This is a genomic window from Streptomyces speibonae (assembly GCF_984686075.1).
Genome location: NZ_OZ480260.1, coordinates 2600118 through 2614439 on the forward strand (window position 1 = coordinate 2600118; position 14322 = coordinate 2614439).

Sequence of the window (14322 nt, forward strand, 5' to 3'; positions counted from 1 at the left end):
CCTCCTCGTACACGTGCTGGGGGGAAAAGTATGCGGGACGCTCACGGCAGCGCCTTGCGGGCGGTGGCGAACCGCGGGCGGTTGTTCAGATCGGGGTGGTCGGCGGCGTCGGCCCAGCCGCGCTCCTCGGCGAAGATCCACGGCACCTGTCCGCCCTGGGTGTCGGCGTGCTCCACGACGACCACGCCGCCGGGTCGCAGCAGCCGGTGCGCGGTGCGCTCCAGGCCGCGGATCAGGTCGAGGCCGTCCTCACCGGAGAACAGCGCCAGATCCGGGTCGTAGTCGCGGGCCTCCGGCGCGACGTACTCCCACTCGGTGAGCGGGATGTACGGCGGGTTGGAGATCACCAGATCGACCTGGCCGTCGAGGTCGGGGAAGGCCGTCAGGGCGTCTCCCTGGCGCAGCTCGACCCTGGACCCCTCCACGTTCTTACGGGTCCACGCCAGGGCGTCCTCGGACAGCTCGACGGCGTACACGCGCGAGCGCGGCACCTCCTGCGCCAGCGCCAGCGCGATGGCGCCCGAGCCGGTGCACAGGTCGACGATGCACGGCTCGACGACGTCCATCGCGCGGACGGCGTCTATCGCCCAGCCGACGACCGACTCGGTCTCGGGGCGCGGGACGAACACCCCGGGCCCCACCTGGAGCTCCAGGTAGCGGAAGTACGCCCGCCCGGTGATGTGCTGGAGCGGCTCGCGGGCCTCGCGGCGGGCGATGACCTCCCAGTACCGGGCGTCGAAGTCGGAGTCCTTGACACCGTGCAGCTCGCCGCGCTTGACGCCGTGCACGAACGCGGCGAGCTCCTCCGCGTCGGTGCGCGGCGAGGGCACGCCCGCGTCGGCGAGCCGCTGGGTGGCCTGGGCCACCTCGGCGAGCAGCAGGTTCACTGGTCCTCCGGACTGTCTACGGCTACGGGGCTTACGCGGCGGCGAGCTTGGCGGCCGAGTCCGCGTCGACGCAGGCCTGGATCACCGCGGCGAGGTCGCCGTCCAGGACCTGGTCCAGGTTGTACGCCTTGAAGCCGACGCGGTGGTCCGAGATGCGGTTCTCCGGGAAGTTGTACGTACGGATCTTCTCGGAGCGGTCCACGGTGCGGACCTGGCTGCGGCGGGCGTCGGCGGCCTCCCTCTCCGCCTCCTCCTGCGCCATGGCGAGCAGCCTGGAGCGCAGGATACGCAGGGCCTGCTCCTTGTTCTGCAGCTGGCTCTTCTCGTTCTGGCAGGAGGCGACGACTCCGGTCGGGATGTGCGTGATGCGCACGGCGGAGTCGGTGGTGTTGACGGACTGGCCGCCGGGCCCGGAGGACCGGTAGACGTCGACGCGCAGGTCGTTCGGGTTGATCTCGACGTCGACCTCCTCCGCCTCGGGGGTCACCAGGACGCCCGCCGCGGAGGTGTGGATGCGCCCCTGCGACTCGGTGGCCGGCACGCGCTGCACGCGGTGCACGCCCCCCTCGTACTTCAGCCGCGCCCACACGCCCTGGCCGGGCTCGACCTGTCCGCGGGACTTCACGGCGACCTGGACGTCCTTGTAGCCGCCCAGCTCGGACTCGGTGGCGTCGATGATCTCGGTCTTCCAGCCGACACGCTCGGCGTAGCGCAGGTACATGCGCAGCAGGTCCCCGGCGAACAGGGCGGACTCGTCACCGCCGGCGCCCGCCTTGATCTCGAGGATGACGTCCTTGTCGTCGCTGGGGTCGCGCGGGACGAGGAGCAGGCGGAGCTTCTCGGTGAGCTCCTCGCGCTGCTGCTCCAGCTCCTTGACCTCGGCGGCGAAGTCGGGGTCGTCGGCGGCCAGTTCGCGGGCGGTGTCGATGTCGTCGCCCGTCTGCTTCCAGGAGCGGTACGTGGCGATGATCGGCGTGAGCTCGGCGTAGCGCTTGTTCAGCCTGCGCGCGTTGGCCTGGTCGGCGTGGACCGACGGGTCGGCGAGCTTCTTCTCCAGGTCGGCGTGCTCGGCGACGAGTTCCTCGACGGCCTCGAACATCTTGGGCTCCTGCTGGTACGTGGGTGAAGGGGCGGGCGACCAAAAACGCCGGTCCCGGCCTGCCCCGGGCGGGGGCGCGGCCGTGGACCGGCGGATGGCGGCTCGCTACTTCTTGGAGCCGGCGGCCTTGCCGAAGCGGGCCTCGAAGCGGGCCACGCGGCCACCGGTGTCGAGGATCTTCTGCTTGCCCGTGTAGAACGGGTGGCACTCGGAGCAGACCTCGGCACGGATGGTGCCGCCGGAGATCGTGCTGCGGGTGGTGAACGACGCGCCACAGGTGCAGCTGACCTGCGTCTCGACGTACTCGGGGTGGATGTCGCGCTTCAAGGTGTCTCCTAGGTTCGGGAGGGCGCCGGGTCGCTGACGCGGGGTGCGGGAGCGTGAACCGGAGCCGACGTACCAGTCTGCCAGGACTGGGGCCGTCACCCAAAACCGGGGGCGCGCCTCGTCTATTCCCTGCGGGCCGTCCGCGGTCCCTCGCGGCACGCGGCCTCAGCGGGACACCACACCCCTCGCTTCGCCGGTGGCCGTGTCCTCGGTGGCGCTCTTCGGGATCGCCTTGTCGTTCTTCAGGGCGTCCCAGACCAGCTGGGACTTGTCCTTCAGGGGGAGGACGCGGTTGGCGTTGGCCGGGTCGTACTGGACCGGCATGGTGATCATGTGCATGTTGGACGGCTTGATGCCCCGCAGACCGTTGGCGAAGGACATCAGGGAGTTCACCGAGCCGAGGTCGGAGTCGGTGGTGACCGCCTTGGTGGCGGTGTCGGCGAGGCTGTACAGCTTCTGCGGGCTGGTGAAGACGCCGACCTCCCCGACCTGCCGCACCAGCGCCTTGATGAACGCCTGCTGGAGCTGGATGCGGCCGAGGTCGGAGCCGTCGCCGACGCCGTGCCGGGTGCGGACCAGGCCCAGGGCCTGTTCGCCGTCGAGCCGGTGGGTGCCGGCCGGGAGGTCGAGGTGGCTTTCGGGGTCCTTGATGTCCTCGGTGGTGGTGACCTCGACGCCGCCGAGTTCGTCGATCAGCTTCTGGAAGCCGGTGAAGTCGACCTCCAGGTAGTGGTCCATGCGCAGGTCGGTGATCGACTCGACGGTCTTCACCGCACAGGCCGCGCCGCCGGTGGTGTAGGCGGAGTTGAACATCACGCCGCTCGCGGCGGGGTGGGTGCCGCCCTCGGTGTCGGTGCATTCGGGGCGGTCGATGAGGGTGTCGCGCGGTATGGAGACCACGCTGGCCTTCTTGTGACCCTCGTACACGTGCACGACCATCGCGGTGTCGGAGCGGGCGCTGCCGTCGTCGATGCCGCCGCCGAGGTCCTGATTGCCGCCGACGCGGGTGTCGGAGCCGAGGACGAGGATGTTCTCGGAGCCGTTGTCCGCCTTCTCGGGCCGCTCGGTGCCGAGGGCCTGGTCGATGTCGACGCTCTCGATGTTGCCGTTGAGCTTGAAGTAGAGGTATCCGGCGCCGGTGCCGCCCAGCACGACGATGCCCGCCGCCGTCCAGGCCATGATCTTCAGGCCCTTGCGCTTCTCGCGTGGTTTGCGACGGCGCCCCTTGCCCCGCCCCCGCGTGCCCGTGGAACCGGACTCCTCCGGTATCCCGGGGCCCGGTGTGCTGTCGGCAGCCATGTGCTCCTCGGCTCGTCTCCGGTCGTTTACCCCCTGCGCCCGGTGGCAGACGCGGCCGTCACGGCCTGTACCCCACCATGGTCCCGCCGTCGGATCAGACGGGGAAATCCGGCATACGGTTGCACAACGGCCATGTGGTGAAGATCTCCCGCCCGCCCCACCGGCACCGGAAGCACGCAAAGGGCCGCTTCCATGGCGGAAGCGGCCCTTTGCTGTGCAGCTCTCTGCGGTGCAGCTCTCTGCGGTGAAGCCTTCTGCGGCGAGCGCGACGTCAGTCGCCGTTGCCCGGAGTCGGCGTCGTCTTCTGGATCTGCATCAGGAACTCGGCGTTCGACTTCGTCTGCTTCATCTTGTCGAGGAGCAGTTCGACCGCCTGCTGCTGGTCGAGGGCGTGCAGCACCCGGCGCAGCTTCCAGACGATGGCGAGCTCGTCGCTGGCGAGCAGGATCTCTTCCTTACGCGTACCGGACGCGTCGACGTCCACCGCGGGGAAGATCCGCTTGTCGGCGAGCTTGCGGTCGAGCTTGAGTTCCGCGTTGCCCGTGCCCTTGAACTCCTCGAAGATCACCTCGTCCATGCGGGACCCGGTGTCCACCAGGGCGGTGGCGAGGATGGTCAGCGAGCCGCCGTCCTCGATGTTGCGGGCCGCACCGAAGAAGCGCTTCGGCGGGTACAGGGCGGTCGAGTCGACACCACCGGACAGGATGCGGCCGGAGGCCGGGGCGGCGAGGTTGTACGCACGGCCCAGACGCGTGATCGAGTCGAGCAGCACGACGACGTCGTGACCCAGCTCCACCAGGCGCTTGGCGCGCTCGATGGCGAGCTCGGCGACCGTGGTGTGGTCCTCGGCCGGGCGGTCGAAGGTCGAGGAGATGACCTCGCCCTTGACCGACCGCTGCATGTCGGTGACCTCTTCCGGACGCTCGTCGACGAGGACGACCATCAGGTGGCACTCGGGGTTGTTGTGGGTGATCGCGTTGGCGATCGCCTGCATGATCATGGTCTTGCCGGTCTTCGGCGGGGCCACGATCAGACCGCGCTGGCCCTTGCCGATCGGCGACACCAGGTCGATGATCCGGGTGGTCAGCACGCCGGGGTCCGTCTCCAGGCGGAGGCGGTCCTGCGGGTAGAGCGGGGTGAGCTTGTTGAACTCCGGGCGGCCGCGGCCGTGTTCGGGGGCCATGCCGTTGACGGAGTCCAGGCGGACCAGCGCGTTGAACTTCTCGCGGCGCTCGCCCTCCTTGGGCTGGCGCACGGCGCCGGTGATGTGGTCGCCCTTGCGCAGGCCGTTCTTGCGGACCTGGGCGAGGGAGACGTACACGTCGTTCGGGCCCGGCAGGTAGCCGGAGGTCCGGATGAAGGCGTAGTTGTCGAGGATGTCCAGGATGCCCGCGACCGGGATCAGGACGTCGTCCTCGGCGATCTGCGGCTCGGAGACGTCCTCGCGGCCACGGCGGCCACGGCGGTCGCGGTAGCGGCCGCGACGGCCACGGCGGCCGCCTCCGTCGTCGTCGTAACCGTCGTCCTGACGGCCGCCGCCCTGCTGGTTCTGCCGGCCGCCGCCCTGCTGGTTCTGCTGCTGGTCGTCGCCCTTGTTGCGGCGGTCACCGCGGTCTCCGCGGTCACCGCGGTCCTGGCGGTCCCCACGGTCACCGCGGTCACGGTCGCGGCCGCGGTCACGGCGGTCGCGGCGGCGGCCCTCGCCGCCCTCGTGGTCGGACTTGCCCTCGCCCTGCTGCGACTGCTGCTGCGACTGCTGCTGCTGCGGCTGGGCCGGGGTCTCGGCCTTGGAGTCGGTCTTCGCCTCGGCGGCGACCGTCTCGGCCGCGGCCGGGGCTCCGGCGTCGGCGGTGGCGCGACGGCGGCGGCGCTCGGCGGGAGCGGCCTCCTCGGCCTGCTCGGCCGAGGCCTTCGGGGAGGGCTGGCCCGGAATCTCGATCTGCTGCTGGGCCGCGGCCTTCTCGGCGGGGGCCTGCTCGGCCTTGGCGTCCGCCTTCTTCTCCGCGGTGTCACCCGTACGGGTCCGGGAGGTGGCGCGGCGCTTGGGCTTGGTCTCGGCGGCGGTCTCGGCCTTGGCCGGGGCGGCTTCCCCGGAGGAAGCACCTCCGCCGGCGGCCTGCGCCTCCTTGATGACCTCGATCAGCTGGCTCTTGCGCATGCGCGCGGTGCCCCTGATTCCGAGACCGGATGCGACCTGTTGCAGCTCGGCCAGCACCATGCCCTCGAGGCCGGTACCGCGGCGCCGCCGGGAGCCGGCACCGGAGGCAGGCGCGGAAGCGTCCGTGGCAGGCGCGGCAGCGGTCTCCTCGACACGTGCGCCCATCAGATCGGTGGTGTCGCTCACGAAGGGTCCTTCCCTGGAGCGGACGTCGGCCTGTCTGGCTCGGCGACCGGTTGTGCTGTCCGGCATCGGTTCTTGCTGTGCGAACCGTGCCGGGGCGGTTGTCCGCCTGAGCGGCGGAAGAGATGACTGGTGATGGCGCTTCCTCTAGCCGTGGCACCCAGTGTCACGTGGCGTGGTCGCACCGGTTCCGGAGCTCCCCCAGAGGGGGTACCCCCACCGTCGGGCCGCTCAGCATCCGCGTACGACGTACTGCCTGCGTACGTCACAGTGAACACAGTGCGGCTTGGGGGGCTCCCGGAAGAATGTCTGTCCCGGACGGGGACACGAGGCACCTCGCCATGGTGGGGTCGGGTGCAGACTTGAGGTTAACACTACCGGATCCAACAAACATTCCCCCTCTCCAAATCCGGCAACCGTGTGTCAGGTGGCGAGCGGAAGCACGCTCGCGCCCTGCACATCCAGACCGAGCCGATTGGCGGCCCAGTCGGCGCCGGCCAGTGCTTCGACCTTGTCGGCGCTCTCCGCGTCGGCCAGCGCCATGACCGTGGGCCCGGCGCCGGAGATCACCGCGGGGATGCCGTCCCCGCGCAGCCGCTCCACCAGGGCGGCGCTCTCGGGCATGGCCGGGGCGCGGTACTCCTGGTGCAGGCGGTCCTCGGTGGCGGGCAGCAGCAGCTCGGGGCGCCTGGTCAGGGCCTCGACGAGCAGGGCGGCACGGCCCGCGTTGGTGGCGGCGTCGACGTGCGGCACGGTGCGCGGGAGCAGTCCGCGCGCGGTCTCGGTGAGAACCGGCTTTCCGGGCACGAAAACCACCGGAACGATGGAATCGGCGGGCTCCATCCTGATGGCCCGGGCGGCGCCGCCCTCCATCCAGGACAGGGCGAATCCGCCCAGCAGACAGGCGGCGACGTTGTCGGGGTGGCCTTCCATCTCGGTGGCCAGTTCGAGCATCGCGGTGTCGTCGAGCTTGGCCTCGGCGCCTATCGTGACGGCGCGGGCGGCGACGATGCCGGCGCAGATGGCGGCGGAGGAGGAGCCCAGACCCCGGCCGTGCGGGATCCGGTTGGCGCAGACGATCTCGAGGCCCCGCGGCTGTCCGCCGAGCAGGTCGAAGGCGGTGCGCAGGGACCGTACGAGCAGATGGCGCTCGTCGCGCGGGAGGTTGTCGCTGCCCTCACCGGCGATGTCGATGTGCAGCCCGGAGTCGGCCACCCGGACGACCACGTCGTCGTAGAGCCCCAGCGCGAGGCCGAAGGCGTCGTAGCCCGGCCCGAGGTTGGCGCTGGTGGCGGGGACGCGCACCCGGACGGCGGCGGCTCGGAAGGCGGGACCGGCCATCGCTCGAAGACTCTCCTTGAGCTGCGGGACTGTCGAATGACATTCGATGGACATTCGATGACGTACGAAACCCTGGGGCCGCCGCCGACCGGGCTGGCCGGCCGCTGTCCGCGCCGCTCCCGGCCGCTTTGCGGACCGTGGGGACGACGCACTGCCGCGGCATATGCGGCGGGCGGGTTCAGTACAGCCTATCGAAGGAAGGTTGAGTGGCGACATAGGGCGCACGGGAGGCGCACGATGCGTGTCGCGAGCCCCCTGTGCACCCCCTATAAGTAACTTCCCCAGGTCGACGCCCCCTTACGCCGGTCTTGTGCATTCCGGCGCGGTAGGGGTCCGGGGGGACGGGCCCGAGCCCTCTGGCCGGGACCGATCCCCCCGAGGTCAGACGAGACCGAGCCGCTGGGCGGCGGCCGCCGAGTCGACGGGAACGGTGACCGGCTGCGGCGCACCGGCGACCGCCCAGTCCGGGTCCTTCAGACCGTTCCCGGTGACCGTGCACACGATCCGCTGGCCCGGGTCGACCTTGCCCAGCTCGGCGGCCTTCAGCAGACCGGCCACCGACGCGGCGGACGCGGGCTCGACGAAGACACCCTCCTGCGAGGCCAACAGCCGGTAGGCGCGCAGGATGTCACGGTCCGTCACCTCATCGATGGCACCGCCGGACTCGTCCCGCGCCGCGAGCGCGTACTCCCAGGAGGCGGGGTTGCCGATCCGGATGGCGGTGGCGATGGTCGACGGGTCCTTGACGACCTCGCCGCGCACGATCGGCGCGCTGCCGGACGCCTGGAAGCCCCACATGCGCGGCGTCCTGGTGCTGACCCCGTCGGCGGCGTACTCCTTGTACCCCTTCCAGTACGCGGTGATGTTGCCCGCGTTGCCCACCGGAAGCACATGGATGTCGGGGGCGTCGCCCAGCATGTCCACGATCTCGAAGGCGGCCGTCTTCTGCCCCTCGATACGTACCGGGTTGACCGAATTGACCAGCGCGACGGGGTAGTTGTCGCTCAGCGCGCGGGCGAGCGTGAGGCAGTCGTCGAAGTTGCCGTCGACCTGGAGGATCTTCGCCCCGTGGACCAGCGCCTGGCCCATCTTGCCGAGCGCGATCTTGCCCTGCGGCACGAGGACGGCGGAGACCATGCCAGCCCGCACGCCGTACGCGGCGGCGGAGGCGGACGTGTTGCCCGTGGAGGCACAGATGACGGCCTGGGCGCCCTCCTCCTTCGCCCGGGAGATCGCCATGGTCATCCCGCGGTCCTTGAAGGACCCGGTGGGGTTCGCCCCCTCGACCTTGAGGTGCACCTCGCAGCCCGTGCGCTCGGAGAGCACCTGCGCGGGCACGAGCGGCGTACCGCCCTCACGGAGCGTCACAACCGGTGTGCTGTCGGATACCGGCAGCCGGTCCCGGTACTCCTCGATGATTCCGCGCCACTGGTGGGTCATTGCTGGTTACTCTCCTTCAACCCGCATGATGCTGGCGACACCACGCACGGTGTCGAGCTTGCGCAACGCGTCGACGGTCCCGCCGAGGGCGGCGTCGGACGCACGGTGCGTGACGACGACGAGCGACGCCTCACCGTCCTTGCCCTGCTGGCGAACCGTGTCGATCGAGACGCCGTGCTCCGCGAACACGGTCGCGACCTGGGCGAGAACACCCGGTTTGTCGGCCACGTCCAGGCTGATGTGGTAGCGCGTGACGACCTCGCCCATGGACGAGACGGGCAGCGCGGCGTACGCGGACTCACCGGGCCCGGTGGTCCCGCCGACGCGGTTGCGCCCCACGGCGACCAGGTCCCCGAGGACGGCGGAGGCGGTCGGCGCACCGCCGGCGCCGGGGCCGTAGAACATCAGCTGCCCGGCGGCGTCGGACTCGACGAACACGGCGTTGTAGGCGCCGCGCACGGAGGCGAGCGGGTGGCTGAGCGGGATCATCGCGGGATGCACCCGCGCGGTGACCGACGCCCCGTCCTCGGCCCGCTCGCAGATGGCGAGCAGCTTGATGGTGCAGCCCATCCCCTTGGCGGAGGCGAAGTCGGCGGCGGTGACCTCGGTCATCCCCTCGCGGTGGACGTCGTCGAGGCGCACGCGCGTGTGGAAGGCGATCCCGGCGAGGATGGCGGCCTTGGCGGCGGCGTCGAAGCCCTCGACATCGGCGGTCGGGTCGGCCTCGGCGTACCCGAGCGCGGTGGCCTCGTCGAGCGCCTCCTGGTAGCCGGCGCCCGTGGTGTCCATCTTGTCGAGGATGAAGTTGGTGGTGCCGTTGACGATGCCGAGCACCCGGTTGACCTTGTCGCCGGCGAGGGACTCGCGCAGCGGGCGGATCAGCGGGATGGCGCCGGCGACGGCGGCCTCGTAGTAGAGGTCCTTGCCGTGCTCCTCGGCGGCGGCGTGCAGCGCGGCGCCGTCCTGGGCGAGCAGGGCCTTGTTGGCGGAGACGACGGAGGCGCCGTGCTCGAAGGCGGTGGTGATGAGCGTACGGGCGGGCTCGATGCCGCCGATGACCTCCACGACGATGTCGAGGTCGCCCCGTTTGACGAGCGCGGTGGCGTCCGTGGTGACCAGCGCGGGGTCGATGCCCTCGCGCACCTTGTCGGGCCGCCGTACGGCCACGCCCGCGAGCTCCACCGGGGCACCGATCCGGGCGGCGAGGTCGTCGGCGTGCGTCGTCATGATGCGCGCCACCTCTGAGCCGACCACTCCACAGCCCAGCAGCGCCACCTTCAGCGGACGCGTACGCATCATCCGACCTCGTTTCCTGATTACCGTCTCGGTTGCACCAGTCTCACTCACCGGACGGAAGTTTCTGCCCTTTGTCCGGATCGTGAGACGTCTATTTCATCTCCCCGGCCGGTCGGACCGGAGATCTTCCGGCCGGTCGGATCCGCGACCTTCCGGCCGGTCGGACCGGCGATCTTCCGGCCGGTCGGATCCGCGACCTTCCGGCCGGTCGGACCGGCGATCTTCCGGCCCGCCCCGACCGGGTGACCGGGCGGCCCACACCCCTTACGGCCGGCCGGGGCCTTACCCCACGTCGAGCCGCAACAAATCCTCCTCCGTCTCCCGCCGCACGACGACCCGCGCCTCGCCCCCGCGCACGGCGACGACCGGCGGGCGGAGCACATGGTTGTAGTTGCTGGCCATCGACCGGCAGTACGCCCCCGTCGCCGGCACGGCGAGGAGGTCGCCCGGCGCCACGTCACCCGGCAGGAAGGCGTCCTTGACCACGATGTCCCCGCTCTCGCAGTGCTTGCCGACGACCCGGCAGAGCATCGGCTCGGCGTCGGAGCTGCGGGACACCAGGGAGACGCTGTACTCGGCGTCGTACAGGGCGGTACGGATGTTGTCGGACATCCCCCCGTCGACCGAGACGTACGTCCGCAGCCCGTCGAGCGGCTTGACCGTGCCGACCTCGTAGAGCGTGAAGGCGGTCGGCCCGACGATGGCGCGCCCGGGCTCGACGGAGATCCGCGGCGTGCTCAGCCGCGCGCTCTCGCACTCCCGGGTGACGATCTCGGTCAGCGCCTTGGCGATCTCGTGCGGCTCACGGGGGTCGTCGTCGCTGGTGTACGCGATGCCGAGCCCGCCGCCAAGGTCGATCTCGGGCAGTTCGACGCCGTGCTCGTCGCGGATCTCCTTGAGCAGCCCGACCACGCGGTGCGCGGCGACCTCGAAGCCCGACATGTCGAAGATCTGCGACCCGATGTGGGAGTGGATCCCGATGAGCTCCAGCCCGTCGAGCTTCAGCGCCCGCCGCACGGCCTCGGCGGCCTGCCCGCCGGCCAGCGGAATGCCGAACTTCTGGTCCTCGTGGGCGGTGGCGATGAACTCGTGCGTGTGCGCCTCGACACCGACGGTGACACGAATCTGCACCCGCTGCCGGGTGCCGAACTCCTGCGCGATGTGCGCGACGCGGACGATCTCCTGGAACGAGTCGAGCACGATCCGCCCGACCCCGGCCTCGACGGCCCGCCGGATCTCGCCGGTCGACTTGTTGTTGCCGTGGAAGGCGATCCGCTCGGGGGGCATCCCGGCCGACAGCGCGGTGGCCAGCTCCCCGCCCGAACACACGTCGAGGTTCAGCCCCTCCTCGTACAGCCACCGCACGACGGCCCGGGACAGGAACGCCTTGCCGGCGTAGAAGACGTCGGCGTCGTCACCGAACGCGGTGCGCCAGGCCCGCGCCCGGGCCCGGAAGTCGTCCTCGTCGAGGAAGTAGGCGGGCGTGCCGAACTCCTCGGCAAGCCGCTTGACGTCGACCCCGCCGACGGTGAGCACGCCGTGGTCATTACGGGTGACGGTCTCGGACCACACCTTGGCGTCGAGGGCGTTGAGGTCGGCGGGCGGTGCGGAGTAGTGCCCCTCGGGGAGGACGTCGGCGTGACGGGGCCCGGCGGGATGTGCGGAACGGCTCATGACTGGTCTTGGGCTTCCTAGAGATGATCGGGTGCGTCGATGCCGAGCAGGGACAGGCCACCGGCCAGCACCGTCCCGGCGGCTTCGGCAAGGGCGAGCCGGGCACGGTGGGCGGCCGAGGGTTTCTCCTCCCCCAGGGGCAGCACGGCGGGAAGCAACGGCAACAGGGCATCGGCGACGGTCACGAGATGCCGGGCCAGCCGGTCGGGCGCGTGGTGGGCGGCGGCGCAGGCGAGCACACGGGGGTAATCGGCGAGGGCCTGCACCAGCGCCGGTTGCCCGCCGCCTACGACACCGGGCTCGGCGCGGAACCCCAGATCCCCGGCATTGCGCACCAGCGCCCGACTCCGGGCATGCGCGTACCGCACCCGGAACAGGGGATTACTCTCCCGCTGCACCAGATACTCGTCACTGATCCGGGCCCGATCATGAGCAGCGGGAGAGAGCAGGGCCCACCGCCCGGCGTCACGCCCGAGGCTCACGGGATCGGAGGGCGCGGGGTGGGGCCGAACCCCGACCTTCTCCGGCCGCTCGCACACGTCATCGACGCGTACGCCCAGCACACTCCCCCACTCCGCCTCCAGCGGACCGGCGCAACGGGTGTGCACGCGAGCCCCCTGCGACCGAAGAAGCCGAGCCACGACGTCGAGCTGAACGACAGCCCGCACCTCACGGGCCGCAGTCAGCCGTACGACGCCTTCCCCGGCAAGGGAGTCGCCGTACCCGTACCGGGACCCACGCCGCAGAACCTCCCGTACGAGCCCGACGGACGCGGTGTCCCCCAGGGAGATGTTGATGAACCCGGGCCCGGTGATCACGACGTCGTTGATCCCGCCGGCGTCGAGGAGATGCGCCCGCAGAACATCAGCGACCTGCCGGGCCGGCCGCCCGGCCGGGCCGGCGAGCTGAAGGGCGACGTTGGTGGCGTAGTCCCCGCACCCCCCGGGCCCCGGAGGCGCGACGACGACCCGCTCGGGCGGAGCCACGCTCAGTTCCCCCTCGTCGACGGCACGGCGCACCGCGTGCAGCACGGTGCGGGAGAGCTCGACGGGAGTCACGGGACAAGCGTATGGGAGGAGGGGGGTGGGGAGGCGAACGGGTTTGCCGTCGATCCCGCGATATGGACGCCGCATGGACAGCAGGCGCCCTTGCCCGACCGGGCCGTGCCCTCAGGCGTGCCCGGCAGCAGGCTCGGCATCCCCGGACCCGCGCACCCGCCCGACAGGATTGGCGATCAGCTCCCGCACGATCCGCACAAGCTCCTGCGGATCGAAGGGCTTGGCCAGAAACGCGTCCACCCCGACCTCGAGCCCGCTCTCGACCTCGTACTGCGTACAGGCACTGACGACAACGAGCGGGATGTCCCTGGTCCGCGGATCCGCTCGCAACCGACCGGCAGTCCGCAGCCCATCCAGTCTCGGCATGACGACATCAAGCGTGACGAGGTCGGGCCGCACCTGATGAACGACGTCCAGACACTCGGCACCATCGGCCGCGGTCACGACCTCGATGCCCTCCAGCTCGAGGTTGACCCTGATCAGCTGCCGGATGACCTTGTTGTCGTCCACAACAAGAACCCGGCCCGACGCGCCTGGCACAACTCGAGAGTAGGTCGGGACCGGCCACCACGTCCGGCGTTTCCCCACTTCCGCCCCGCACGAGCGACACCCCGCACTCCGGACCGACGCCGCCTGCTGCGAAAACAGGTTCCTGACCACCCCTGAGGAACTGGTAGTGTTCTACCCGTCGCCGCGATCACCACGCGAACGACACGCCCCCGTAGCTCAGGGGATAGAGCAACGGCCTCCGGAGCCGTGTGCGCAGGTTCGAATCCTGCCGGGGGCACCCAGTATGAGGTGCCCAAAGACCCCGTCACCAGCGGAAACGCTGAGGCCGGGGTCTCCGCGTATGTGCAGGCGTGTGCGGGCCGAAGCGGCCGTATGCCGGGGTTTGTGGACGAGGCGTGGACGGGATCTTGGGGCATCGCCGCAGGTGAGGTCTAGGAAAGACTAGGGACTCACACCCACAAGAAGCTCTCCGGCCAGCACTGTCCGCCTGGCAGACTGTGCCTCATGTCGGAAGCGATCATAGGCGGCCTGATCGGCGGGCCCCTTGGTGCAGTCATCGCCCTGCTCGGGAACTACTTCGTCATTCGAGACACCCGCTGGGGTCGTGAAGCCGCTGAGGAGCAGAAGGCCGCTGTCACACTCCTTGGACTTCTGCGGCGCATGCGTGTTGAGGGACGCCGTCTTACCGGCTGGTTTGAGCAGGAAGAGTTCACTGAGGACTGCATGACGTCGGTGTTTGCCTTCCGTGACCGAAGGGTGCGAAGGCGTCTCACGGCTTCCGTTGACTTGATTACCAGTGCAGCCATGGCCTGCGATACACACGGGGACGACGCCATGCTTGCGGTGACCCATGTCGCCATGCGCGACATCCGAGAGTGCTTGGAAGCCCGCTTGGACCGTAAGCGGCTGCCCAAACCGAGCGCCGATTGGGCCAGGGCGAACAGCAACCTCGATGACTTCATGACTCATGCTCTGGCAGAGCTGGAGGAGGAAGCTCGACTGGCCCTGGAGTAGGGCCACAGACAGCGGACACGCAAGAAGTCCTATTCA

General features: G+C 70.3%; 12 protein-coding genes and 1 tRNA gene. 2 read left to right on the forward strand and 11 right to left on the reverse strand.

From position 1 onward, the window contains the following. Positions 1 to 41: 41 nt before the first annotated feature. The 11 genes from prmC to AC5L3C_RS11430 all read right to left on the reverse strand — a co-directional run bounded on the left by prmC (position 42) and on the right by AC5L3C_RS11430 (position 13350). Positions 42 to 887, reverse strand: coding sequence for a peptide chain release factor N(5)-glutamine methyltransferase (gene prmC / locus AC5L3C_RS11380; RefSeq protein ID WP_493648869.1), 846 nt, complete (start codon positions 885 to 887; stop codon positions 42 to 44). 31 nt (positions 888 to 918) lie between these two features. Beyond that, complete coding sequence (gene prfA / locus AC5L3C_RS11385) at positions 919 to 1986, reverse strand: peptide chain release factor 1 (protein ID WP_493648871.1); 1068 nt, start codon at positions 1984 to 1986, stop codon at positions 919 to 921. A 105-nt stretch (positions 1987 to 2091) separates the two neighbouring features. Continuing rightward, on the reverse strand, positions 2092 to 2313 hold the full coding sequence (gene rpmE / locus AC5L3C_RS11390; RefSeq protein ID WP_125504205.1) for a 50S ribosomal protein L31: 222 nt from the start codon (positions 2311 to 2313) through the stop codon (positions 2092 to 2094). Between the two features lie 165 nt (positions 2314 to 2478). Further along, positions 2479 to 3612 carry an LCP family protein gene (locus AC5L3C_RS11395; protein ID WP_493648873.1) on the reverse strand — a complete coding sequence of 378 codons (1134 nt, stop codon included), beginning with the start codon at positions 3610 to 3612 and terminating at the stop codon, positions 2479 to 2481. Between the two features lie 271 nt (positions 3613 to 3883). After that, on the reverse strand, positions 3884 to 5956 hold the full coding sequence (gene rho, locus AC5L3C_RS11400) for a transcription termination factor Rho (protein WP_493648874.1): 2073 nt from the start codon (positions 5954 to 5956) through the stop codon (positions 3884 to 3886). A gap of 420 nt (positions 5957 to 6376) precedes the next feature. Further along, the gene (gene thrB / locus AC5L3C_RS11405; RefSeq protein ID WP_493648876.1) at positions 6377 to 7294 is read right to left on the reverse strand and encodes a homoserine kinase; all 918 of its coding nucleotides are present in this window, start codon (positions 7292 to 7294) and stop codon (positions 6377 to 6379) included. A 381-nt stretch (positions 7295 to 7675) separates the two neighbouring features. Next, positions 7676 to 8734 carry a threonine synthase gene (gene thrC / locus AC5L3C_RS11410; protein WP_493648878.1) on the reverse strand — a complete coding sequence of 353 codons (1059 nt, stop codon included), beginning with the start codon at positions 8732 to 8734 and terminating at the stop codon, positions 7676 to 7678. Positions 8735 to 8740: 6 nt separating this feature from the next. Beyond that, a complete protein-coding gene (locus AC5L3C_RS11415) occupies positions 8741 to 10033 on the reverse strand; it encodes a homoserine dehydrogenase (RefSeq protein ID WP_493648880.1) in 1293 nt (430 codons plus the stop codon). Between the two features lie 279 nt (positions 10034 to 10312). After that, a complete protein-coding gene (gene lysA, locus AC5L3C_RS11420) occupies positions 10313 to 11704 on the reverse strand; it encodes a diaminopimelate decarboxylase (RefSeq protein ID WP_493648882.1) in 1392 nt (463 codons plus the stop codon). Positions 11705 to 11721: 17 nt separating this feature from the next. Beyond that, positions 11722 to 12762, reverse strand: coding sequence for an ArgS-related anticodon-binding protein NrtL (gene nrtL, locus AC5L3C_RS11425; protein ID WP_493648884.1), 1041 nt, complete (start codon positions 12760 to 12762; stop codon positions 11722 to 11724). 111 nt (positions 12763 to 12873) lie between these two features. Continuing rightward, entirely contained in the window at positions 12874 to 13350 is a 477-nt protein-coding gene (locus tag AC5L3C_RS11430; protein ID WP_493653825.1) for a response regulator, read from the reverse strand. Between the two features lie 127 nt (positions 13351 to 13477). Between AC5L3C_RS11430 and AC5L3C_RS11435 the strand changes: the two genes are divergently transcribed. Then, positions 13478 to 13549, forward strand: a tRNA-Arg gene (locus AC5L3C_RS11435). A 227-nt stretch (positions 13550 to 13776) separates the two neighbouring features. Then, the gene (locus tag AC5L3C_RS11440) at positions 13777 to 14286 is read left to right on the forward strand and encodes a hypothetical protein (RefSeq protein WP_493648886.1); all 510 of its coding nucleotides are present in this window, start codon (positions 13777 to 13779) and stop codon (positions 14284 to 14286) included. Positions 14287 to 14322 lie beyond the last annotated feature (36 nt).